The organism is Geobacter pickeringii (assembly GCF_000817955.1).
GTDB classification, from domain to species: Bacteria; Desulfobacterota; Desulfuromonadia; order Geobacterales; family Geobacteraceae; genus Geobacter; species Geobacter pickeringii.
The window spans coordinates 2666568-2690194 of the sequence record NZ_CP009788.1; the positions used below are offsets into that span (position 1 = coordinate 2666568).

At 65.4% G+C, this 23627-nt stretch carries 19 protein-coding genes and 1 riboswitch; of the genes, 5 read left to right on the forward strand and 14 right to left on the reverse strand.

The features are described 5' to 3' along the window. Window positions 1-74: 74 nt before the first annotated feature. Window positions 75-2033 (reverse strand): methyl-accepting chemotaxis protein, encoded by a 1959-nt coding sequence (locus GPICK_RS12025; protein WP_144400092.1) that lies wholly within the window; start codon window positions 2031-2033, stop codon window positions 75-77. Between the two features lie 193 nt (window positions 2034-2226). Beyond that, entirely contained in the window at window positions 2227-3879 is a 1653-nt protein-coding gene (locus GPICK_RS12030) for a methyl-accepting chemotaxis protein (RefSeq protein WP_039743523.1), read from the reverse strand. A 235-nt stretch (window positions 3880-4114) separates the two neighbouring features. Between GPICK_RS12030 and GPICK_RS12035 the strand changes: the two genes are divergently transcribed. Together GPICK_RS12035 and GPICK_RS12040 are read left to right on the forward strand one after the other, a co-directional pair. Continuing rightward, window positions 4115-5143, forward strand: coding sequence for an agmatine deiminase family protein (locus GPICK_RS12035; protein ID WP_039743524.1), 1029 nt, complete (start codon window positions 4115-4117; stop codon window positions 5141-5143). Further along, on the forward strand, window positions 5140-6024 hold the full coding sequence (locus GPICK_RS12040; RefSeq protein WP_039743527.1) for a carbon-nitrogen hydrolase: 885 nt from the start codon (window positions 5140-5142) through the stop codon (window positions 6022-6024). Before GPICK_RS12035 ends, GPICK_RS12040 begins: the two co-directional genes overlap by 4 nt. 94 nt (window positions 6025-6118) lie before the next feature. Here GPICK_RS12040 and GPICK_RS12045 read toward each other — a convergent pair whose 3' ends face one another. Next, window positions 6119-6607, reverse strand: coding sequence for a cohesin domain-containing protein (locus GPICK_RS12045; RefSeq protein ID WP_084201432.1), 489 nt, complete (start codon window positions 6605-6607; stop codon window positions 6119-6121). Window positions 6608-6720: 113 nt separating this feature from the next. Here GPICK_RS12045 and GPICK_RS12050 point away from each other — a divergent pair, with 113 nt between their 5' ends. Continuing rightward, window positions 6721-7245, forward strand: coding sequence for a DUF2721 domain-containing protein (locus tag GPICK_RS12050; protein ID WP_039743530.1), 525 nt, complete (start codon window positions 6721-6723; stop codon window positions 7243-7245). Window positions 7246-7329: 84 nt separating this feature from the next. Here the strand turns inward: GPICK_RS12050 and glgA are convergent, their stop codons facing one another. Next, complete coding sequence (gene glgA, locus GPICK_RS12055; RefSeq protein ID WP_039743532.1) at window positions 7330-8814, reverse strand: glycogen synthase GlgA; 1485 nt, start codon at window positions 8812-8814, stop codon at window positions 7330-7332. Between the two features lie 208 nt (window positions 8815-9022). Between glgA and GPICK_RS12060 the strand changes: the two genes are divergently transcribed. After that, entirely contained in the window at window positions 9023-9682 is a 660-nt protein-coding gene (locus tag GPICK_RS12060; protein WP_039743534.1) for a hypothetical protein, read from the forward strand. Window positions 9683-9769: 87 nt separating this feature from the next. On the opposite strand, the gene GPICK_RS12065 is transcribed toward GPICK_RS12060, so the two are convergent. The 7 genes from GPICK_RS12065 to GPICK_RS12090 all read right to left on the reverse strand — a co-directional run bounded on the left by GPICK_RS12065 (window position 9770) and on the right by GPICK_RS12090 (window position 16638). Next, window positions 9770-10819: a hypothetical protein gene (locus tag GPICK_RS12065; protein ID WP_039743535.1), complete on the reverse strand. Its 1050-nt coding sequence runs from the start codon at window positions 10817-10819 to the stop codon at window positions 9770-9772. Between the two features lie 138 nt (window positions 10820-10957). Beyond that, window positions 10958-11209: a hypothetical protein gene (locus tag GPICK_RS12070; protein ID WP_039743537.1), complete on the reverse strand. Its 252-nt coding sequence runs from the start codon at window positions 11207-11209 to the stop codon at window positions 10958-10960. Then, window positions 11190-11312, reverse strand: a complete 123-nt coding sequence (locus GPICK_RS18040; protein ID WP_269078659.1) for a hypothetical protein — start codon at window positions 11310-11312, stop codon at window positions 11190-11192. The genes GPICK_RS12070 and GPICK_RS18040 overlap by 20 nt, the downstream gene beginning before the upstream one ends. A 20-nt stretch (window positions 11313-11332) precedes the next feature. Continuing rightward, window positions 11333-11524, reverse strand: a complete 192-nt coding sequence (locus GPICK_RS12075) for a hypothetical protein (protein ID WP_039743539.1) — start codon at window positions 11522-11524, stop codon at window positions 11333-11335. A 438-nt stretch (window positions 11525-11962) separates the two neighbouring features. After that, window positions 11963-13357 carry a sigma-54-dependent transcriptional regulator gene (locus GPICK_RS12080; protein ID WP_039743540.1) on the reverse strand — a complete coding sequence of 465 codons (1395 nt, stop codon included), beginning with the start codon at window positions 13355-13357 and terminating at the stop codon, window positions 11963-11965. A 28-nt stretch (window positions 13358-13385) separates the two neighbouring features. Next, on the reverse strand, window positions 13386-15353 hold the full coding sequence (locus tag GPICK_RS12085) for a sensor histidine kinase (protein WP_039743544.1): 1968 nt from the start codon (window positions 15351-15353) through the stop codon (window positions 13386-13388). 130 nt (window positions 15354-15483) lie between these two features. Further along, entirely contained in the window at window positions 15484-16638 is a 1155-nt protein-coding gene (locus GPICK_RS12090; protein WP_039743546.1) for an acyl-CoA dehydrogenase family protein, read from the reverse strand. Window positions 16639-16778: 140 nt separating this feature from the next. Between GPICK_RS12090 and GPICK_RS12095 the strand changes: the two genes are divergently transcribed. After that, window positions 16779-18266 carry an aldehyde dehydrogenase family protein gene (locus GPICK_RS12095; RefSeq protein ID WP_039743547.1) on the forward strand — a complete coding sequence of 496 codons (1488 nt, stop codon included), beginning with the start codon at window positions 16779-16781 and terminating at the stop codon, window positions 18264-18266. A 79-nt stretch (window positions 18267-18345) separates the two neighbouring features. Here GPICK_RS12095 and GPICK_RS12100 read toward each other — a convergent pair whose 3' ends face one another. The 3 genes from GPICK_RS12100 to GPICK_RS12110 form a co-directional block, all read right to left on the reverse strand. Then, window positions 18346-20871: an EAL domain-containing protein gene (locus GPICK_RS12100; protein ID WP_052263420.1), complete on the reverse strand. Its 2526-nt coding sequence runs from the start codon at window positions 20869-20871 to the stop codon at window positions 18346-18348. A gap of 255 nt (window positions 20872-21126) precedes the next feature. Further along, on the reverse strand, window positions 21127-22263 hold the full coding sequence (locus GPICK_RS12105; RefSeq protein WP_039743549.1) for a trans-sulfuration enzyme family protein: 1137 nt from the start codon (window positions 22261-22263) through the stop codon (window positions 21127-21129). A gap of 17 nt (window positions 22264-22280) precedes the next feature. Beyond that, window positions 22281-23417 carry a trans-sulfuration enzyme family protein gene (locus GPICK_RS12110; RefSeq protein ID WP_039743552.1) on the reverse strand — a complete coding sequence of 379 codons (1137 nt, stop codon included), beginning with the start codon at window positions 23415-23417 and terminating at the stop codon, window positions 22281-22283. Window positions 23418-23494: 77 nt separating this feature from the next. After that, window positions 23495-23600: riboswitch (SAM riboswitch) on the reverse strand. Window positions 23601-23627 lie beyond the last annotated feature (27 nt).

Consider the following 23627-nt stretch of genomic DNA (forward strand, 5'->3'; position numbering starts at 1 on the left):
TCGATTCGACCGGCCCTCGTCCCGGGCTCACTGTTCCCTCAAGGAATCAGCCAGTGCGGCGCCCTGCTCAATCACTACCGGTGGGTCTCGAACTCGTGCCGGATGTCGGAGAGGAGCTTCACGATCTGCAGCGAAAGCTCCTTCAGCTGCGGGAAGAGTTGCGCGGCGCGGGCCATGTCGCCGCCGTTGACGGCCGCCACCACCTCCCGGGCCACCGCGTGGATCCGCTCGTGGGGACCGGCAATCGCCCGGAAGCTCGGCAGGTGGCCGCAGAGCGTTCCCCCCTCGGCATCGTACCAGGTGCCGAAGCGGCAGGTGTGGTGAGTGCTGACCTTGGCCGCATCCATCCGGTCGCGGCCGTTGAGGATGTCCGCGATCCGCTCCACAAAGGCGGCATGGTCGGATTTGGCCACATCGAGCATGAAGAGTTCGCCGTTGGTGGTCTTGAAGCGCCGCACGTCGGTCTGCAGTTCGTCAGCCAGCCGCGAGAGGGCCGTTGCCGCCTGGGCGCTTTCGCCGGCCTCTTGGGCGGTGTGCCCCACCACCTCGGTGATCTGCTGGATATTGGTGGTGATCTCGGAGGTGGTCGCCGTCTGCTGCTCGGCGGCGGTGGCGATCTGGGCCACCTGGGAACTCACCTCCCGGACCTGGTCGAGGATCTGCCGGAGTGCCTCCCCCGACCTGCCGGCATCCGCGCTCCCCCGCTCCACCTCCGCCACCCCTTCTTCCATGGAGGCGACCGCTCCCCGGGTCTCGGTCTGGATCGTTTTGATCATGGTCGAGATCTCCTTGGTCGCCTTGGTGGTCCGCTCGGCCAGCGCCCGCACCTCGTCGGCAACCACCGCGAAGCCGCGCCCCTGCTCGCCGGCCCGGGCCGCCTCGATGGCGGCGTTCAGCGCCAGGAGGTTCGTCTGGTCGGCGATATCCTCGATGGTGCCGATGATCTCGCCGATCTGGTCGCTGCGGGAGCCGAGGCTCTCCACCGTCTGGGCGGCGCTGCGGACCCGCTCCGCGATCCGCTCCATGGCCCCCACCGTCTCCTGCACCACCGACGCCCCGTTGGTGGCGCTGCTGCTGGCCAGCGTCGCCCCCTGGGCCACCATGGTGCAGTTCTGGGCGATCTCCATGGAGGTCGCCGCCATCTCCTCGCTGGCCGTCGCCACCGTTCCCGCCTGGGAGGCCATCTGCTCGGAGCCGGTGGCGATCTGCTCGGCATTGACGCTCAGCCGCCGGGCCGACTGGCTAAGCTCCAGCACCGCATCCTGGATGGAGTTGATCATCCGCTCCATGTTCTCCATCATCCGGTTGAAGTCGCTCCCCATGGCTCCCAGCTCATCGCTGCCGTCGATTTCGACGCGGGCCGTCAGGTCGTTCTCCACCACCCGGTTGATCGCCCCTGAAACGACGCCGAGCCGCTTCACGATCCGGCGACCGGTTGTAATGCCGAAGGCGGACACCAGCAGGCCGATAATCAGGGAAACCACTATCTGCACCGTCAGGAGCCGTTCGGAGGCAACGGCGAGGGCGCGACGGTTATCCAGATAATCCTTGCGTGCCTGCTTCTCCATCTCCGCGAGGGCTACGGCAAGGGGACGATCAATCCCCTTGACCGACCGGTCGACCCCCGCGATATCGTCGCTCGACCGGCGGGCCGTCACCAGCTCATCAATGGAACCACGGTAGGTCTCGAAGAGGGCAGCGGCCTTGCGCACCGCCGCACGCTCGTCTTCCGCATTGCAGAGCCGCTCGTACTCGCGGATATTCTTTTCCATCCCGCCTACTGCCTCCCGGAAACCGGTCACATACTTGTCGTCCTTGCGGAGGAGATAGTTTTTGTATGCATGTATCGCCTCTCCGAGGTTCACCCGGGCGATGAAGGCCTGCTCGAGCTGAGTCTCGTCGGTCTTCACGATCTCCTCGGTGGCATCGATCTGGTGGGTAAGTGAGTAGAGGGACATGGCCGTGACCGCGGCGAGCCCCGCCAGCGCGAGCCCCACGATTCCGTATAACCGCGTCGAGATGCCGATCTTCATCAAGTAGTCCTCCCATACCGTTCGTTATGGTGCAATGGGCCCTCCGCCGCATCGTATCGGCGGCACGCGGCATCCTTTATTCTTGTCGGCGTGATCGGTAAAAACTTGATTTTATTTTGATATGGAACCGCACGATGCACAACGGCCCGACACGAATGCCGGGCCGTTGCGGGCGAAGAAGGGAGGAGGGAGGTTACGCCGCGAGTTTGAACTGGGTGACGAGCGTCTGGAGGTCTTCGGCCAGCCGGGCGAGTTGCTCCGCGGCCTGGGCCGACTCCTCGGCCCCCCGGGCCGTGTGCTGGACGACGTCGGTGATCTGCTGGATGTTGTTGTTGATCTCGGCGGTGGTGGCGGTCTGCTCCTCCGCGGCGGTGGCGATCTGGCTCACCTGGAGGGTGACGCTGCCGATCTGGTGGAGGATCGCATCCAGAGCCTCCCCCGAGCGGGCGGCGTCGCTCGTCCCGGTCTCAACCTCCTTGACCCCCTCCTCCATGGAGGTGACCGCCCCCTTGGTTTCCCCCTGGATCGCCTTGATCATCTGGGCGATTTCCTTGGTTGCCTTGGTGGTCCGCTCGGCAAGGGCACGGACCTCGTCGGCGACCACGGCGAAGCCCCGTCCCTGCTCCCCGGCCCGGGCCGCCTCGATGGCGGCGTTCAGCGCCAGGAGGTTCGTCTGGTCGGCAATATCCTCGATGGTCCCGATGATCTCGCCGATCTGGTCGCTGCGGGAGCCGAGGCTCTCCACCGTCTGGGCCGAGGAGCGGACCCGCTCCGCGATCCGGTTCATGACCGACAGGGTCTCGTTGACCACGGTCGAACCGCTTTCGGCCCGGTCATTGGCATGGCGGGAGCTTTCGGCCGCCACGCTGCAGTTGTGGGCGATCTCCGACGACGTGGCGGCCATCTCCTCGCTGGCGGTGGCGACGGTGGCCGCCTGCTGGGCCACCTCCTCCGCTCCCGTCGACATCTGGATGGCTGTGGCGTGGAGCTGGGTCGCGGCGGCGGTGACATGGGAGGCATTCTGGGCCACCAGAGAGATGATCTCGTTGATCTTGTCCGCCGTGATGTTCACGTCGCGGGCAAGGCACCCCATCTCGTCGCGGGTGGTGATATCGGCCCGGGCGGTCAGATCGCCGGAAGCGACGCGGTTGAGGACATCGAGCACCGCGTTGAGGGGGCGGCTGATGGAGGCGGCGATGGCGGTGCCGGCCAGCAGCGACAGGATGATCGCCCCCCCCACGATGAGCGCCGTGATGAGGAAGGCCTGACGATACGCTGCCATGTCGGCCTGGTACATCTCATCGGCCTGCTTGATGTTGTAGTCCACCAGGAACGAGGCGGCCTGGGCCGGCTTTTCATAGAGCGGGGCAACTTTCTCCGTGGCAAAGGCCACCGCCTCGGCCCGCGCCGCAGCGGAGCCGGAAACGGCGGCCGCCGTCGCCAGCTCGGCAAGTTTTTTCCCCTGGGGCACATATTCCTCGAAGCCCGCCTTGAAGGCGGCGATCTTTTCCTTTTCGAGCTCGTCGTGTTTCGATTTCAGATACGTATCGAGGTCGCTTTTCACCATCTCGGAGCGCTTCTGGAACTCCTGCGCCTTGGCAGCCTGCTTCGCCGGATCGGTGAGGGCGAGCATGTAGACCAGCGACAGCCGCATCTGGAGGAAATTGTTCTTGAGCTCGGACAGGACCGAGACATCCTTCATGCTCGTATTCGACTCGGAGATGCCGCTGCTGGTGCTCCGCATGCCGTGGAGCCCCATGGCGCCGACCAGAAGGAGCGCCAGGCAGAACCCGCCGGCCATGATGAGTAGTTTGCTGCGAACCCTGAGATTGCTCCATGCCCCCATATGAATGACTCCTTTCGTCCGTGACTGCCGCAGTGGAGGGAGCGTCGCGTCGGTGCGACTCTCATCTGCACAGGTATTCTTATCGGACCATCGCGGGCAAACTTTAGCCCCTTCCTTCCGGCGGGAGAGAGGGCAGATCCCTCCTCACACCGAGTGAATAAAATGAAAATTGCACTTTCCGTCCGGTTTTTATAGAATTTGGCGTTTGGAACAGACCCGACACAAAGGATGTGCAATGACGCTACGGCTACCGGCCGAGTGGGAGGAGCAGGACGGTGTCCTCCTCGCCTGGCCCCACGAAGAGAGCGATTGGCTCCCCTGGCTCCCGATGGTGGAGATCGTTTTCGCCCAGATCATCAAGGAGATCACCCGCTTCGAAACGGCCCTCGTGGTCGCCGCCGACGCGGAACGGACCGCCGCCATCCTGACCGCCGTCGGCGCACGGATGGAGCGGGTACGGCTCTTCGAGATCCCCTCCAACGACACGTGGGCGCGGGATTTCGGCCCCATCACCATCAAACGGGACGGCGCACCCGTTCTCCTCGACTACGGATTCAACGGCTGGGGGTTGAAGTTCGCCTCCGACCGGGACAACCTCATCACCCGGCGCCTCTTCCACGACGGCGCCTTCGGGGGGATCCCCCTCGAAACTGTGGGGCTCATCCTCGAAGGGGGGAGCATCGAGAGCGACGGAGAAGGAACGGTCCTCACCACCGCCGAGTGCCTCCTGCACCCCAACCGCAACCCCCACCTCTGCCGCGGCGAGATCGAGGAGGCCCTCCGCTCCCGGCTCGGCGCCGGGCACCTCCTCTGGCTCGAAAACGGCTACCTGGCCGGTGACGACACCGATTCCCACGTCGACACCCTGGCCCGGCTCGCCCCGGACGACACCATCGTCTACGTCCGGTGCGACGACGCCGCTGACGAGCATTACACCCCCCTCTTCCTGATGGAGAAGGAGCTGAAGAGTTTCCGGACCCGGGAGGGGAAGCCGTACCGCCTCATCCCCCTTCCCTGGCCCCGGGCCTGCTTCGACGAGGAGGGAACCCGCCTCCCGGCCACCTACGCCAATTTCCTCGTCATCAACGGCGCCGTGCTGGTACCGACCTACGACGACCCGGCCGACGAAGCGGCACTGGCGACCGTCGGCCAGGCATATCCGGGGCGCGAGATCATCGGCATCGACTGCCGCCCCCTCGTCCTCCAGCACGGTTCGCTCCATTGCGTCACCATGCAGATCCCCAAAGGAGTATTAACGCCATGAAAACCGTGACCGTCGGCCTTGTCCAGCAGAGCTGCACGAGCGACAAGGATCTCAATCTCGCCAAGAGCATCGAGAACATCCGCAAGGCCAGCGTCCTCGGCGCGCGGCTCGTGGTGCTCCAGGAGCTCCACTGCGGCCCCTACTTCTGCCAGAACGAGGATACCGCCCATTTCGACCTGGCCGAGGAGATCCCCAGCCCCACCACCGAGCTGCTCGGCTCCGTGGCAAAGGAGTTCGGCGTGGTGCTCGTCTCCTCCCTCTTCGAGAAGCGGGCGCCGGGCCTCTATCACAACACGGCGGTGGTCTTCGAGAAGGACGGCTCCATTGCCGGGAAATACCGCAAGATGCACATCCCCGACGATCCCGGCTACTACGAGAAGTTCTACTTCACCCCCGGCGATCTCGGTTTCGAGCCGGTGCGGACCTCGGTGGGAAAGATCGGCGTCCTCGTCTGCTGGGACCAGTGGTACCCCGAAGCGGCACGGCTCATGGCGCTGGCCGGCGCGGAGATCCTCGTCTACCCCACCGCCATCGGCTGGGACCCCCGCGACGTGGCCGAAGAGAAGATCCGCCAGAAGGAGGCATGGGTCACCATCCAGCGCGCCCACGCCGTCGCCAACGGCATCCCGGTGGTGAGCGTGAACCGGGTCGGGCACGAACCGGACCCCTCCGGCATCCTGCCGGGGGCCCAGTTCTGGGGCTCCAGCTTCGTGGCCGGCCCTCAGGGGGAGATCCTCGCCCAGGCCTCCAACGATCAGGAGGAACTGCTCATCGCCGAGGTGGACATGGAGCGGAGCGAGTCGGTCCGCCGCATCTGGCCGTTTCTGCGCGACCGGCGGATCGAGGCATACGGCGACCTGCTGAGGCGTTACCGGGATTGACGGTTCGGGGACAGGGGCGCGAGCCCCCCGGAGACGGGAACGGGGAAGCCGGCGGCTTCCCCGTTTTCACTGAAAAGGGAAAAAATGGGGTCGGTCACGGGGTCGGCGGTATGATCGAGATGGGGAGCACCGCGCCGTTCTGGTCATAGACGCTCACCGCCACCGACATGATCCCCCCGGTGGTGCCGGCCGCCTGGTCGAACGACAGGGTGGCAAGGGTCCCGTCGCCGGCCAGGGGAGGGCTCGTGACCAGGGCGATCCGGACCTCTCCGGCGAGATTGGTGTTGACGACGAACGCCCCTCCGGTCACCATCGCCCCCTGGGTCACGCGGGGGTTGGCGAGCTTCGCCGGGTCGTACGCGATGTCGACCTGCATCCCGCCGACGTTTTTCAGGGCATGCCCTGCCAGGACATACGCGCTCCCCGAAAGTGCCGCCAGTTCCACGGCAGGCCCGGAGGGAGCCTGCGATGTGGGGGGAGCCTGGGCAGGGGCCGCGGGGGTTCCGTTTCCGCCGCCTCCACCGCAGGCACCGAGTGCCAGTGCGGCCCAGCCGAGCACCGCCAGCCTACGTAGGAATCTCATATCTCCTCCTCGTCCCTGAGAAGCGTAAATCCGGACAATCACTGGGTTTCAAAATAGTACCAAAGCGTTTTTCCTTTGGCAAACGTCCTAATATTAATCCCGAGGTATCAGCCATGGCACTCAACGAAAAGGAAATCCTCGAAGCCCTCTCCAGCACGCGGGTCCTCACCTCCATGATCACCCCCGCGGTGCTGATCTCCGCCTGCGGTTCCCTCATCTTCTCCACCGCGGCCCGCCTCGGGCGGATCTTCGACCGGGTCAACAGCTACAAGGCGGAGCTGGAAGGGCTCATCGCCGCCAAGCTCCCCTACCCCGAAGAGCGGTTCGCCTACCTGGAGCAGCAACTCCAGCGGCAGCGGATCCGCGCCCGCCTCATCCAGCGCTCCCTCGCCGCCCTCTACACCGCCACCGGCCTCTTCGTGGCGTCGAGCCTCGGCATCGCCTTCAACGTCGCCTTCGGGTCCGCGGCCACCAGCTGGATTCCGACCGCCATCGCCCTCCTGGGGGGGCTCTTCCTGTTCGCTTCCTGTGCAATCCTCCTCTACGAAAGCCGGCATAACCTCGCCTTCATCAACCGGCACCTCGATTTCATCGACTACCTGAGCAAGAGCTCCCGGGACGCGAACAAGGATTCCTGATCCGGGCGACAGGGGGACACCTCTCGGACAAAAAAAGGGGGGGAGCCCCATGGCCCTCCCCTCTTCCGTCGCCGGCCCTGCCGGTTATCCCTTTGTGCCGAACCTCCTGCGGAGCGCTCGGCGATAGAGCTCCTCGTACTTCGCCGCCGCATCCTCCCAGGTGAAGCGCGCCGCCATGGCGTTGGCGATAAGCCGGGCCACGGCGTCCCTGCGGTGGTACCAGGTGTGGACCGCCCACCCCACCGTGTCGAAGAGGGCCCCGGCATCGAGGCGCCAGAACTTGAAGCCGGTGCCGGTGAGGCGCGCCTCGTCAAAGTTTTCCACGCTGTCGTCGAGCCCCCCCGTGGCCCGGACGACGGGGAGCGTCCCGTAACGGAGCGAGTACATCTGGTTCAGGCCGCACGGCTCGAAGGCGCTCGGCATCAGGAAGAAGTCGGCCCCGGCCTCGATCTTGTGGGCGAGGGGGTTGTTGTATCCGATGAAGCAGTTGAACTTCGTGGGGTAGGCATTCCTGATGTCGCCGAAGTAGAAGTGGGCCCACGGCTCGCCGGCCCCGAGCATCACCACCTGGACGTCGAGGGCGAGGATGCGGGGGATCGCCGCGGCCAGGACGTCGATCCCCTTCTGTTTCACGAGCCGCGACACCAGGCCGAAGAGCGGCACGTCGTCCCGCTCCGGCAGGCCGAAGGCCCGCTGCAGGTCGCGCTTGCAGAGCTTTTTCCCCGTGAGATCGGCGGCCGAGTAGGTGGCCGCAATGAAGGGGTCGGTCTCCGGGTTCCAGTCGTCGTAGTCGACCCCGTTCAGGATTCCCGTCAGATCGGCGGCCCGCTCCCTCACCACCCCGTCGAGCCCCCAGCCGTACTCCGGAGTCTGCATCTCCCGGGCATACCCCTCGCTGACGGTATTGAGGACCGTCGCATGGTAGATCCCTCCTTTCAGGAGATTCACCTCGCCGTCCTTCTCCAGGCCGAGGAAGGTGAAGTGCTCCCAGCCGACGCCGAGGACGTCCATGGCCCCCTCGTAGAAGTTCCCCTGGTGCTGCATGTTGTGGACGGTGAGGACCGATGCGGCCCGCGCGAAGCGGGGATCGTTGACGTAGAGGGTGTTGAGGAGGAGCGGCACGGCGGCGGTGTGCCAGTCATGGGCGTGGACGATGTCGGGGGCGAAGCCGATCATCTTCGGCAGCTCCATGGCGGCCCGGGAGAGGAAGATGAAGCGGTTGTCGTTGTCGAGGAACCCCACGTTGTCGACCTCGTAGAGGCCGTCGCGGCCGTAGTACCCCTCGTGCTCCAGGAAGTAGACCGGCACGTCGCTCCCCGGAAGCCGCCCCTCCCAGACGCCGCAGTACTGCTCGCCGATGATCCCCATCGGCACCGTGAGAACGCCGGGGAGCTGCTTCAGACCGTACTTTTCCGGGTCGACCTTGTAGTAGCGGGGCATCACCACCCGCACGTCGTGCCCGAGGCGCGCCAGATGCTTCGGGAGCACCCCCACCACATCGGCGAGCCCCCCTTCCTTGGCGAACGGGACGCACTCCGAGGCGGCCATGAGGATCTTGAGTTTCTTCATCGAGTCGCAACTCCCTGGATTGGTTGAAATGGCTGGAAGAATCGGATTGTACCCCGAACGTTCCGCAGCCGCCAAGACAAAACGCGCCGGCCGCGGAGAAAGCCGCGCCGGGCGGACGGGGCTTTTTCCGCCTTCACTGCTTGGTGTGAAACGGAATCTATGCTACTAATCGGACAGCAGGAGAAAACATAGAAGAGGATATGAACAGATGACCGATACCGACACCCCCAAATCGTCCGGCGAGCGGCACATCGAGCGGATCATGGATGAACTCGATCCCTCCTCCGATCGCTTTCAGGTGCTGCAGAGCGCCAAACGTTTCAAGTCCTCCTGGGTGGAGCTGGGAGACCGGCTCCTCACCGTCAACTCCCGGAGCCTCTTTCGGGAGTGGGGGTACGGAAGCTTTGAGGAGTACTGCACGAGGGAGATCCGGATCAAGAAGGAGACCGCCCAGAAGCTGACCCTCGCCTACCGCTTCATGGAGAAGCACGAACCGGAACTGATGGCCCGCCGGGAGGAGCCGCGCCCCCTTCCCGACTACCGCTCCATCGATCTGCTGCGCCAGGCCCGGGAAGAGAAGGGGTTTTCCGACGAAGAGTACGCCGACCTGCGCAAGAGTGTCGTGGAGCAGGAGCGGAGCCACCCCACGGTGCTGAAGCAGTTCCGGGAGGTGGCGAAGAGCCGCCAGGAGCCGGTGCGGGACCCGGCGGTGCCGCTGCGGGCGGCCCTTGCGGCGGCCCGGCGGCTCGACACCGCCCTGGAGGGGGTGGCGGAGCTTCCCGATGGCTACCGCGACCTCGTGGGAGAGATCATCACCCACCTTGAGGGGGAGCTTGAGGAGTCCGAAGTGCGGGTGGACGAGGGATAGACTCCGGCGGCACCATGGATTGCAATAAAAAGAGGCGACAGGAAATCCCGTCGCCTCTTGTGCGTTCCAGACTCGTTCGGCAGCCGGTCAGTGCTTCTCGGCCACCGCCTTCTTGGACGGGCCGTTCATCCGGACCGCGGCGGCGAATTCCATCCAGAAGATCAGGTAGATGGAGACCATGAGGGAGAGGCCGATGTTCTGGTTATCCGCGCCGAGGGCCTTGGCCAGGATCGGGGAGGCGAAGCCGGCGCCGAGGTTACCGGTGACCCGCTCCAGGAAGTAGAAGGCCACGAGGGTGAGCGCCGTGCCGACGACCATGATGGAGATACCGCGGCTCCGCTTGGCCCAGTACTTGGGGGAGAAGCCGAACATCCGCATGAAGATCACGACCCAGATGATCCAGACCGAGTAGTCGACCGCGGCATCGGGGAGCGCCAGCTTGTTCTTCACCAGGGAGATCTCCAGGACGGTGACGACTCCGAGCAGGATGAACATCCAGGAGAACTTCTCGTTGGCCTGGGTCTGCCAGTTGCGGCTGTCGGGGGCGGTCGTCTCGTTGGCCGAGTGGTTGTGGGTACCGAGGGCCGAGAAGAGGATGGCGAACCAGATCCCCGCGTTATGGAAGAGGAGCGAGGCGTGGTTCCCCGCCACGTTGGCGATGCGGGACATCGGGTCACGGGCGAAGTCGGCGGCGATCCTCATCAGGAAGAGGTTGGCAAGCACCGAACAGGTTATGATGACCGCGACGGTGAATATCCTTCGCGGCAGCAGGTAGGGATCGACCCGGTCCGGAAAGCCGAGTATGAAGGCAAACCAGATCAGGTACATGATGAGGGGAATCCCGAAGCAGATGCCGTAGACCGAGTTGCCGGCGAAGTCGCCCGCCTGGGCGTAGATGGTGTACTTCTCCTTGACGGCGGGGTCGGTGTTGGCCGCCTTCACCGCGTCCTTGGGCATGAGCTTCACATGGGGGAGAAGCCCCATGGCGTACCAGCCATGATCCCCCTGGGTGGTGTCGACGACCCAGTACTGCTCGCCCATCATCTCGTCGAGCCCCTGGAAGATCCTCATGCTGAAGGCGGCGCAGAGCGTCACCACCACGAGGAGCAGGATACAGTTCTTTATTGACATTGGCATGACTTTACCTCCGTGCTGAAAACGTCGATTTTTCGTTAGGTCAAGGCGCTCAAGGGATTGCGCGGAGGCGTACTGTTTCGTACGCCGCACAAGCAATCCCGCAGAGCAACGCAGAGATTACGGAAAAGCGGCGTTTTTCTAGTCTTTGTGGGTCGTCCAGAACATCGACACCGCATTGGCCGCGAAGAGCCCGTAGAGCCACATGGTGTTCCAGGCCGGACCGGACCAGTGGCTGCCGTGCCCCCCGCCGACGACGCCCGAGGCGATGATGATGCCGATCATCGCCGTCCCGGCGACCATGGCCACCGCGCGGAGGATGGCGCTGTTGCGCCAGGTGTGCCGCTCGAGTTGCTCGATTCTTGCCAGAAGTTCAAGCTCTTTTTCGCTCATCTCTCTTCTCCTTTACGACTGAAATGACGATCAAAGACGCAACAAGTGTAAGCGCGTACAGAATGTAGGGACCGTGCAGATGAAGGGTCAGGTTGTAGAGCATGGCAGCCTCCTTGGTTTCGTTCAGCACTTGACCGGGGTCAGTACTTCGTGGGGGAAACGTTCCGCCAGTTCCTGGTACTTCATGCACTCGCGGTACCGGCAGCTGCAGAACTTGATGATCATGTTGACGTCGTGGGGAGAGATGTAGCCGCAACCCACGTCGCAAATATCATCGCTTTTGCCGTAGAAGGGGCAGACTATCCCGTCCTTCATGAAAACCTCTATGAGAAACCGTGTCGGTCTTACTGATGCGCATGGGAGTGAAGCGGGATCATCTGGTCGTCACCATCCTCCGCTTCGCCCATGCTTGAAGGAGTAACTGTACGTCTAAGAGCAACCTGTATACCAAAATGGTAAAATAATTCTTAACCGGATTATTAGCGTGTAATTTCGAAGTGTTGCAGCAACAAAAACGCATCGTTCACGGCAACGGAGGAACAAACCATAGAACGTCGTTTTCGCAGGCCTGCGAGAAGAATGGGGAGGAATCGGAGTAGAGGCGGCGGCCCCTGTATACGGAACGGGAGGGATCAGCCAGGAGCTTGCCGAACGTTTTTGAGGGGTTAGCAGCGGAGCGCCCCCCGGCTCGCAGGCGTGCAAGGGGGGGAGAATGAATTTTTGCAGAAATGCGAAGGGAGAAAACCAGCGGGGCTAGGCGTAATCCTCCCGCCGCAGCTGGTATTTCTTGATCTTGCGGTAGATGGTCGCCATGTTCATCCCCGCTTCCCGGGCGGCCGCCTCCACGTTGCCGCGGTTTTTCCGGAGGAGCCCCTTGAGGTAGTCGATCTCGAAGCGGGAGAGGGCAACGGCGTAGTCCCCCTCCTCCCCTTCCCCCTCGAAGCCGGCGTCCGCCTCGCCGCTGCCGGCGGGGATCTCGATGAACTGGGAGAGGACCGGGAGGGTGATGTACTCCTCGCTCTCCATGGCGGTGCACGCCTCGATGACGTTCTTGAGCTGGCGGATGTTGCCGGGCCAGGCAAAGGCGGTGGCCGCCTCCAGCGCCTCGTGGTCGAGCCCCTTCAGGGCGGTGCCGAACTTGCGGTTCTGCAGGATGATGAAGTGGGCCGCCAGGAGCGGGATGTCGTCCTGGCGCTCCCGCAGGGGAGGGAGATGGATGTTGACCACGTTGAGCCGATAGTAGAGATCCTCGCGGAAGGCGCCGCTCTTCACCGCCTCCTTCAGGTCGGCGTTGGTGGCGGAGATGATCCGCACGTCCACCTTGGTCGGTGTCGTATCGCCGATGCGGTGGAACTCCTGCTCCTGGAGGAAGCGGAGCAGGGTCTTCTGCACGTTCATCGGGAGGTTCCCGGCCTCGTCCAGGAAGAGGGTCCCGCCGTCGGCCGCCTCCAGCAGCCCCTGGCGGTTCTCCTTGGCGCCGGTGAACGCCCCCTTCTTGTAGCCGAAGAGCTCGCTCTCCAGCAGCGACTCGGGAAGCGCCCCGCAGTTGATGGCGACGAACTTCTTCTCCTTGCGGGGGGAGTTGTAGTGGATCGCCTGGGCGATGAGCTCCTTACCGGTACCCGACTCGCCGGTGATGAGGACCGACGTGTCACGGACGGCGATCTTCTCCACCCGCTCCAGCACCCCCTTGAGCCCCGTGGAGGCGCCGATGATGTTGTCGAACCGGAACTTGCCGACGAGGGTCTCCCGCAGCTCCCGGTTCTCCTCCAGAAGCTGGGTATGTTTGAGGGCGTTCTTCACCCGGTAGAGGAGCTCCTCCGGCTCGAACGGCTTGGTCAGCATGTCGTAGGCGCCGCGGCGCAGGGCCTGGATCGACATCTCCACCGTGGCATAGGCGGTGATCATGATGACCGGGATCGCCGGGTCCTTCCCCTTCACCTTCTGGAGGACCTCCAGACCGTCCATCCCCGGCATCTTGATGTCGGTCACCACCAGGTCCCACTCCCCCGCCTTGAACTCCTCCGCCGCCTCGAAGGAGCGGGTATACCCCTTCACCGCGTAGCCGCTGTCGGCGAGGACCGCCTCCATCATCCGGCAGAGCCCCTCCTCGTTGTCGATCAGCATGATCCGTTTGGTTTCTGACACGTCATCGCACCTCGGTTTTTCTCTTCGACTACAGCTCTTCCGGCGTCACCGGCATCCGCACGATCACATCGGTCCCCTTCCCCACCTCACTTTCGATCACGATCCGTCCGTGGTGCATCTCCACGATCTGCTTCGTGATGGCGAGGCCGAGACCGGTCCCCCGCGTCTTGGTGGTGAAGAACGGCTCGAAGATCTTCTCCTGGTCCTCCCGCGGGATGCCGCCGCCGGTGTCGCTGAAGACGACCTTCACGTACCCCTCGCCGTCGGATGCGGTCCTCACCGTCAGCGTCCCGCCGCTGGCCATGGCGGCGCCGGCGTTGAGGATCAGGTTGATGGCCACCTGGCGGATCTGGTCGCCGTCCACCATGACCGGCGGGAGGTCGGCGGAGAACTCCTTGACGATGCTCACGTGGTGCATGTCGGTATGGTTGGCGGCGAAGTCGACGATCTGGCCGAGGAGATCGTTGAGATCGGTCGGCTCCAGCGACGGCTTCGGCGTCCGGGCATAGGAGAGGAGATCCTGGACGATCTTCTTGCACCGCTTGCTCTCCCGCTTGATCTCGTGGATGTACTTGTAGGTCGGCTCGTCCTCGGCGGTCTTCGACTCCAGGTAGGAGGCGTAGCCGAGGATCACCCCCAGGGGGTTGTTGATCTCGTGGGCCACGCCGGAGGAGAGAACGCCGAGGGAGGCCATCTTCCCCTGCTGGGCGAGGTTCGCCTCCATCTCTTTGTTCTGGCGGATCATGGCGGTCATTCGGTTGAAGGCCCCCGCCAGCTCGCCGAGCTCGTCGCTGGTGTCGACCTCCATCTGCTCGTCAAGCCGCCCCTTCTTCACCTGGCGGATCACCGCCATCATATGGTTGATCGGATCGGTGAGGACCTTGGCGGCGAGAAAGACCAGCAGGGTCGCCAGGACCCCCACCACGATGACGATGACCGTCACGCTCCCCACGATCCGCCCCCGGATCAGGTTGGCCTCGCGGTAGAACTCCTCCTCGTAGGAGCCGACCGCCACGATCCACCCCCAGGGGCGGAAATAGTCGTAGCGGACGATCTTCATCCGGGGGTGGCTCTCGCCGGCATTCTTCCAGGGGTAGCGGATCCACCCCCGCTTCTTCTCCGCCATCTCCCTGATGAACTTCTTGCCGCTGGAGTCGACGGCATCGAGGAAGTTCTTCCCCTCCCCGTCGGGGTGGACGGTGAAGTTCCCCTTCTCGTCCATGCAGAAGATGTAGCCGGTCTGCCCCACCTTCTTGCTCTTGATCTTCTCCTTCAGTTCCTCGAAGGAGCGGCGCTCGAAGGCGAGATCCTCGTAGGTCTCCTCGACGTAGCCGCCGGCGGCGATGATCCAGTCCCACTCGGGAAAGTAGCGGTACGCCACCACCTTGTTGCGGGGGTACTTGTCGCCCAGCACCGCGTTGCGCCAGGGATAGACGATGTAGAGGACCTCCCCCGGCTTCGCCTTCAGGGCGTTCTCGCACATGACCCGGATGAAGGGTCGGCCGTTCTCGTCCTTCTCGCCGTAGACGTTTTCCCCCTCGCGGGCGATGTGGACCTTCAGCTCCCCCTTGGTGGTCATGGCGTAGATGTAGCCGGTCTCGCCGACGTTGACCCGCCGGAGCGCCTTGCGGGCCGCCTCCTGGGCGCTGCGGAGATCGATCTTGCCGCTGCGGTACTGGCGGTTCTCGGCTTCCACCACGTTGTAGGCGAGATTGGAGAGGGTGGCGAGCTCCAGCCGGAAGGTCCGCTCCTTGTCCTGCTTGTAGACCTGGAACTGCTGGTAGTGGGAGTTGAGGAGGTCGATGGTGAAGCTGGCCATATGCTCCAGGTCGTCCCGCGCCGTCTGCGTGATCCCCCGGTAGGCCTGCTGGGTGGAGATGTAGCTGATGACCCCGCCCACGACGATGATCGGCAGCGTGACGAGCGGCAGCACGAGCACCAGCATCTTCCAGCGAAGCTTCAGGTTGTTGATGAAGGCGAACAGGTAGCGGTGCATGGTCCTCTTCTATCCCTGCGGTGTCACGAAGGATATTATGTAAACAGGACAAAAAAAGCCAGCAGTATTTTGCATTTTTGCAAAACCGTGCCGGCCGGGGAAAAGGGGGCGCCGCACCCCCCTCCCGCCGCTACGTGAACGCCCGCACGCCGAGGAGATGCTCGCCGATGATCAGCTTCTGGATCTGGGAGGTCCCCTCGTAGATGGTGGCCACCTTGGCGTCGCGCAGATACCGCTCCACCGGATGGGCGTTGGAGTAGCCGGAGGCGCCGTGGACCTGGATGGCGTCGGTGGCGGCCCGCACCGCCGCCTCGCTGGCGAAGTACTTGGCCATGGAGGTTTCGAGGGTGTTGCGCGCGCCGCGGTTCTTGAGCTCCGCCGCCCGCAGGACGAGCATCCGCGCCGCCTCCAGGTCCACCGCCATCCGGGCGATCATATCCTGCACGAGTTGGAACGAGGCGAGGGGGCGGCCGAACTGGGTGCGGCCGCGGGCGTGCGCCGTGCACTCCTCCACACACCCCCGGATGATCCCGACGCAGCCGGCGGCCACGCCGAAGCGGCCGTTGTCCAGGGCGCCGAGGGCGATCCGCAGCCCCTCCCCCACCTCTCCCAGAAGCGCATCCTCCGGGACGCGGCACTCCTTCATCACGATCCCCGCCGTATTGGAGGCCCGCAGCCCGAGCTTGCCCCGGATCTCGTTGGTGGTGAAGCCGGGCGTCGCCGTCTCGACGAGAAAGGCGGCGCTCTCGTCGCTCCCCGTCCCGGAGGCAGTCCGGGCAAAGATGATCGCCACGTCGGCCACCCCGCCGTTGGTGATCCAGGTCTTGGTGCCGTTCAGCACCCACCCGCCGTCGCACCGCTCGGCCCGGGTGGCGATGCCGGCCGCATCGCTCCCCGCCCCCGGCTCGGTGAGGGCGAAGCAGCCGAGGAGCTCGCCCCGGCAGAGCGGCGGGAGGTAGCGGCGGCGCTGCTCCTCGCTCCCCCAGCGAAGGATCACCTGCTGGACGAGGGAGACCTGCACCGAGATGGTGGTCCGCACCGAGGAGTCCCCCCGTCCCACCTCCTCGAAGAGGAGCGCATCGGCGATCCACTCCATCTCCGCCCCGCCGTACTGCCGCGGCACCCCCCCGCCGAGGAGCCCCGCCTCCCCCATCTTCCGGATCGTCTCGCGAGGGAAGCGCTCCAGGGCGTCGTTCTCCCGGGCGTGGGGGATGATCTCCGCCTCGGTGAACTCCCGGGCCCGGTCGCGGATCTGCGTCTGTTCTTCGTTCAGGGTAAAGTCCATAATCTCCCCCCTTCTTCTGCGGCAGCTTTTCTCCCAGTATAACCGGCCTCCTGCCGGCGGCAACGCCGGTCGAAACTTGTGGCGAGCCCGGGCTCTGGTATCGTTAAGCAAAAGGAAATGGCGAACAGGGAGGTTGCACCATGGGCGACGTGCTGAACTACATCGGCGGCAAATGGCTCCCCGCAGAGGGGGGTGAATGGTTCGAGAGCGTCAACCCGGCGGATGACCGGCAGACCGTGGCGCGGGTGACCCGCTCCGGGAGGGGGGATGTGGACCGGGCGGTGGAGGCGGCGCGTGGCGCCTGGCGCTCCTGGCGGCTGGTGCCGGCACCGCGGCGCGGCGAGCTCCTCTTCCGCACGGGGGAGATCCTCATCCGGCGCAAGCGGGAACTGGGGGAGCTGGTCACCCGGGAGATGGGGAAGGTGCTCGCCGAGGGGCTCGGCGACGTGCAGGAGGCGATCGACATGGCCTTCTACATGGGGGGCGAGGGGCGGCGCCTGGCCGGCGAAACGGTGCCGTCGGAGCTCCCCGACAAGGAGTGCCGGAGCGTCCGGGAGCCGGTGGGGGTGGCGGCCCTCATCACCCCGTGGAACTTCCCCGTCGCCATTCCCGGCTGGAAGCTCTTCGCGGCCCTGGTCTGCGGCAACACCGTGATCCTCAAGCCCTCCTCCGACACCCCCGCCTGTGCCGCCGCCCTGGTGGAGGCGCTGGTGGAGGCGGGCGCCCCCGCGGGGGTGGTGAACCTCGTGAACGGCCCCGGCGGCGAGATCGGCGAGTACCTCGCCACCCACCCCGGCGTCGACGTGGTCTCATTCACCGGGTCGGTGACGGCGGGGGAACGGCTGGAAGGGATCCTCGGGGCGCGCCACCGCCCCCTCGCCACCGAGATGGGGGGAAAGAACGCCATCATCGTCATGGACGACGCCGACCTGGCCCTGGCGCTGGAAGGGGTCCTCTGGGGAGGGTTCGGCACCAGCGGCCAGCGCTGCACGGCGGCGAGCCGGATCGTGGTGCACGAAAAGGTCTACGACCGGTTCCTTGGGATGATCGTCGAGGGGGCGCGGCGGCTGCGGCTCGGGGACGGCCTTGCGGCGGGGACCGACGTGGGGCCGGTGGTGAACGGCCAGCAGTGCGGCCGGGTACTGGAGTATATCGGCATCGGCGTTGCGGAAGGGGCGCGGCTCGCCGTCGGCGGCCGGCGCAGCACGTCGGGGGAGCTCGCCCGCGGCTGCTTCATCGAGCCGACGGTCTTCGCCGACGTGACGCCCGCCATGCGGATCGCCCGGGAGGAGATCTTCGGTCCCGTGGTCAGCGTCATCCCCTGCACCGGCTTCGAGGAAGCGGCGGCCATCGTCAACGACCTCCCCTACGCCCTCTCGTCGGCCATCTACAGCCGCGACGTGAACACCACCGCCCGGGCCGAGCGGGAGCTCCAGTCGGGGATCGTCTACATCAACGCCTCCACCATCGGCGCGGAGATCCAGCTCCCCTTCGGCGGCTGGAAGCATTCGGGGTCGGGACACCCGGAGGCGGGCGGTCGGGGGGGGGCACTGGAATTCTTCAGCCGGGTGAAGGTGATCTATCGCGACTTCAGCGGCCGGCTCCAGCGGGCCCAGATCGACCGGTAGGGGAAAATTTAGCGAAAAAAAGGCCCGGCCGCAATCGCCGGCCGGGCATACCATCCCCCCACTCCTTCGGCAGCGGCGGTCAGACCCCGCCGAAGAGACACTCCCCCTGCACCGCTTCCGAGCCCCCCCCTGGCACTGCCGGGGCCAGGCGGCGCTGCAGCTCATCGGGGGGCATCGGCCGCCCGAAGAGGTATCCCTGCACCTCGTCGCACCCCCGCTCCCTGAGGAACGTGTGCTCCGTCTCCTCCTCGACCCCTTCCGCCAGGACCCGCAGCCCGAGGCTGCGCCCCATGGCGACCACCGCCTCGACGATGGCCCGCCCGCCGGCATCGGTGGCGATGTCGCGCACGAAGGCGCGGTCAATCTTCAGCCGGTCGATGGGGAAATTCTTGAGATAGCTGAGGGATGAGTAGCCGGTGCCGAAATCGTCGATGGCGAGGCTGACCCCCCGGGTCTTGAGGTCGACGAGGGTCATGATCGTATCGTCTTCCCCCTCCATGAGGGTGCTCTCGGTCAGCTCCAGCTCCAGCAGCTCCGGTTCGAGCCCCGTCTCCGCCAGGATCCGCTCCACCGTATCGACGAAGTCCGGATGCTTGAATTGGTACCCCGAAACGTTGACCGCCACCCCCACCGGCTGGCAGCCGGCCTCGATCCAGGCCCGGCACTGGAGGCAGGCGCTCCGCAGCACCCATTCGCCGAGCCGGCGGATGAGTCCCATCTCCTCCGCCACCGGGATGAACCGCGACGGCGGAATCAGCCCCTGCTCCGGGTGGCGCCAGCGCAGCAGCGCCTCCACGCCGAAGATCGCCCCGCTCTGCAGGTCGATCTGGGGCTGGTATTCCAGGAAGAACTCGTCGTCGAGCAGCGCCCGCCGCAGGCTCTCCTCGATGGCGCGGCGCTCGCTGGCGCTGCGGTTCATCTCTTCCATGAAGAAGCTGTAAGCATTGCGCCCCTTTGCCTTGGCGTCGTAGAGGGCCATGTCCACATGCCTGAGGAGCGTCTCTCCATCCTCCCCGTCTTCGGGGAAGAGGGTGATGCCGATGCTCGTGGAGATGAAGATCTCCTTCCCGTCAAGGAGGAACGGAGAGGCGAGGAGATCGAGGATCAGCCGGGCACGTTCGGCAATGCTGCGCCGGTCGCACGGCGGGGCGAAGATGATGGCGAACTCGTCGCCGCCGACCCGCGCCAGGAAATCCGACTGGCGGACGCACCCCTTGAGCCGCTCCGTGACCCCCTTCAGCAACTGATCCCCCAGAACATGACCCAGGGTGTCGTTCACATCCTTGAAGCGGTCGAGATAGAGATAGAGCAGCCCCGAAACCCCGCCCATCCTCCTCCCCGAGGCGATGGTCTGGACGAGGCGGATCTGGAAGAGGCTCCGGTTGGGGAGGCCGGTGAGGGGGTCGAAGTAGGCGAGCTGGCGGATATCCTCCTCGGCCCTGCGGCGTTCGCTGATGTCGTGGGCGATACAGACGAGCCCCTGGATCTCCCCGGCAGGGCCGTGCATCGCCGCCCCGGAGATGACGACGGGGATTATCTCCCCATCCTTCGCCCGGTAGAAGACCTCCCGGTCCGGCACCTGTCCCTCTTCGACCAGTTCCGCCAGGAGTTCCTGGGCGGCGACCCGGTCGTCCATGACGATGGCGAAGGGGTGGCCGGCGAGCTCCGCCTCGTGATACCCCAGGAGGGTGCCGAGGGCGGAGTTGGTCTCGACGATGGTGCCGTCGGGGGAGAGGACGAGGAGGGCGTCGACCATGGAGCGGATGACGTTGTCGAGGTAGGAGTTGGTGGCAACGATCTCGTCCTGGGCGCAGCGGAGGTCGCTGGTCATCTGGTTGAAGGCGGCGGCGAGGGTGCCGATCTCGGTATGGGCATCCACGTCGATCCGGGTCTCCAGTGCCCCCCGGCCGACCCGCACGACGCCGTCGTGGAGGATGGCGATGGGGCGCGCAATGGCCCGCGCCGCGAAGACGCCGCCGACGATGGCGAGGATGAAGGCGACGCCGGAAAAGGTGGCGAGTTTCAGATGGGCGACGGAGATGGTGCTGGAAACCTCTTCCCGGGTCGAGGCAAGCTCCTCGGCCTCGTAGGCCGCGGCGCGTTCAAGGTGCGAGAGGAAGGCACGTTCCTCCCCCACGAACCGCTCTTTCAGCGCGAAGAGATCGGCCGGCCTGGCGCCGGACTGTACGGCTTGGACGATCTCCTGGCTCGTGCCGACCATCCGCAGCCCCACCGTCCTGATATCGCCCGCCATCTCCCGCTCTTCGGGGGCCAGGGAGCCATGGGAATCGAGCCTCCGCAGCGCATCGTCGAACATCTTGCGTGCCGACTCGACCATGATGAGGTCGTCGTCCCAGTCCGTTTCCTGCCCCCCCTGCCCCTCCCCCGCGCTGAAGGAAAAGGCGAGCTCCAGGGTGGAAGAAACGATGCGGAGGCCGGCGGTGCGCAGATCGTCCAGGATCACCATGTGGGGGACGACGTCATCGGTGACGGCGTTGAACACGCCGCTGACCTCCTTGAGGGAACGGCCGCCGAAATAGCCGACCAGCGCCGTGAGGAGGGCGAAGAGGCAACATCCCGCTATCAATGTATCTCTGATCTTCATGCTGTCACGGGATTCCGGGGGAAAGAATCGGGTTGCGAGACGCACCGGCGTCATCCGCATACTATGGCATCTATCAGTTCATATCGGCCGCCCCGGAGAAAACTTTACCGGTCGAACGAAAAAAACCTCTGGGAAGCAGGCAGAGCCATCGGGCGTTTCGATACGCAGGAGCTGTGCCGGGGATCATCGAAAGAAAGGCCCGTCGACCGGCACCGGCCGGCCGACGGGAAACGGGGGGCAGAGAATGGTCGTGGATCAGCCGTTGATGAGGGAGTCCAGCTCGGCGATGAGGTCGTCGGCGTCTTCGAGCCCAACGGAGAGGCGGACGAGGGTGTCGGTAACGCCGCGGGCGGCCCGCTCCTCCGGCGGCATGGCGGCGTGGGACATCTTCGCCGGATAGGAGATGATGCTCTCCACCCCGCCGAGACTGACGGCGAAGGCGGCGAGGGTCGAGCCTTCCAGGAGCCGGCGGGTGAGCGCCACCGATTCGAGCTTGAAGGAGAGGACCGCGCCGGGCCCCCCGGCCTGGCGGGCGTGGACGCCGGCCCCCGGATGGCTGGCAAGCCCCGGGTAGAAGACCTCGGGCACCCGGGTCTGGGCGGCGAGCCATTCGGCCACGGCCACCGCGCTTCGCTGGCTCTCCTCCATCCGCACCTTGAGGGTCTTGAGCCCCCGGAGCACGAGCCACGAATCCTGGGGCCCGAGGACCGCGCCGAAGCCGTTCTGGATGAAGGCGAGCTGCGTGCAGAGCTCCTCGTCCCTGGTCACCGCGAAGCCGCAGATAACGTCGCTGTGGCCGTTGAGGAACTTGGTGCCACTGTGGAGGACGATGTCGCAGCCGAGCTCCAGCGGCCGCTGCAGGTAGGGGGTCATGAAGGTGTTGTCCACCAGGGTCAGCGCCCCCCGGGCCCGGGCGAGCCGCGCCGCCCCGGCCAGATCGGTGATCTTCAGGAGCGGGTTGGAGGGGGTCTCCAGGAAGAGCCCCTTCGTGTTCGGGCGGAAGGCCGCTTCGATCGCCCCGAGGTCGGTGGCGTCCACGAAGGTCGACTCGATCCCGAGGCGGCTGAAGAGCCGGGTCAGGACCCGGAAGGTCCCGCCGTAGACATCCTCGCAGACCACCAGATGGTCGCCGGGGGAGAAGAGGAGGAGCGCCGAAGAGATGGCCGCCATCCCCGAGGCGAAGGCGAAGCCGCGGCTCCCCCCTTCCAACTGGGCGATGGTCTCCTCCAGCGCCTCCCTGGTCGGATTGCCGGAGCGGGCGTAGTCGTACTTGCCGAAGTGGTCCACCGACTCCTGGGCAAAGGTGGAGGTCTGGTAGATCGGGACCGAGAGCGCGCCGGTGGTCGGGTCGATCTCGTGGCCGGTGTGGATGATGCGGGTGCCGAATTTCATGGGATAGGCTCCTTTTGTTATGCTTTAAATGCCTGGTCCAGGTCGTCGATCAGGTCCTGCGCGTCCTCGATCCCCACCGAGAGCCGCAGCAGGACCTCGTTGATCCCGAGGCGGCGCCGGACCTCCACCGGGATGTCGGCGTGGGTCTGCCCCTCGGGGAAGGTGATGAGGGTCTCCACCCCGCCGAGGCTCTCGGCGAAGGAGAGAACCTGCGTCTTCAGCAGCAGCCGCTCCACCAGGGCGCGCTCCGTCACCTCGAAGGAGACCATGGCACCGAATCCCCGCGCCTGTCGCGCCAGGAGCGCGTGGCCCGGATGCTCCGGGAGACCGGGGTAGTAGATCCTACGCACCTGGGGGTGGGTGGCAAGCCAGGCGGCGATGCGAGCCGCGTTCTCCTGCTGCCGGTCGAGCCGCACCGAGAGGGTCTTCATCCCCCGGATGGTGAGCCACGAATCCTGGGGGCCGAGGACCGCCCCCACCGAGTTCTGGTGGAAGTAGACCCGCTCCGCCAGCTGCGGGTCCTTCACCACCGCCAGGCCGGCCACGGTATCGTTATGGCCGGCGAGATACTTGGTGGCGCTGTAGACGGTGATGTCGGCCCCGAGGTCGAGGGGGCGGAGGAGATAGGGGGTGAGGAAGGTGTTGTCGACGATGTGCAGCACCCCCTTCTCCCGGCAGAGATCGGAGAGGGCCGCGATGTCGGCCACCTTGAGGAGCGGGTTGGTGAGGGACTCCACGAAGAGCGCCTTCGTCTCGGGGCGGATCGCCTCCCGCACCGCCGCCAGGTCGCTCGTGTCGACGTAGCTGAAGGTGAGGCCGAACTGGCTGAAGAGCTGGTCGAAGAGGCGACAGGTGCCGCCGTAGAGGTCCTCGGTCACCACCAGGTGGTCGCCTCTGCCGAAGAGGTAGAGGAGGTTGGTGATGGCGGCCATCCCCGAGGCGTAGGCAAAGCCCCGGGCGCCGCCGTCGAGGCGGGCGATCCCTTCCTCCAGCGCCTGCCGGGTCGGGTTGCCGGAGCGGGAATAGTCGTAGCCGGTGCTCTGGCCGAGCCCCGGGTGCCGGAAGGTCGCCGTCTGGTAGATGGGGACCGTCACCGCCCCGGTCCGGGTATCCCACTCGAGTCCGATCTGCGCCGCCTGGGTCGCGATGTTCATGGCAATGCTCCTTGAATGAAAAAATCCCCTTCCGGGGTACGGAAGAGGATTCATCTCGCCTTGAGGGGCATCGCTCTTCCTTATCTCCCGGAACCTCTCGGTTCCGCAGGAATTGGCACCTTCCCCTTTCGGGGGGTTGCCGCGACGTCATAGGGCCGGTCCCTCGGTCGCTCGTGATAAGTGCTTGTATATTGGGTTGTTTATTCGTGA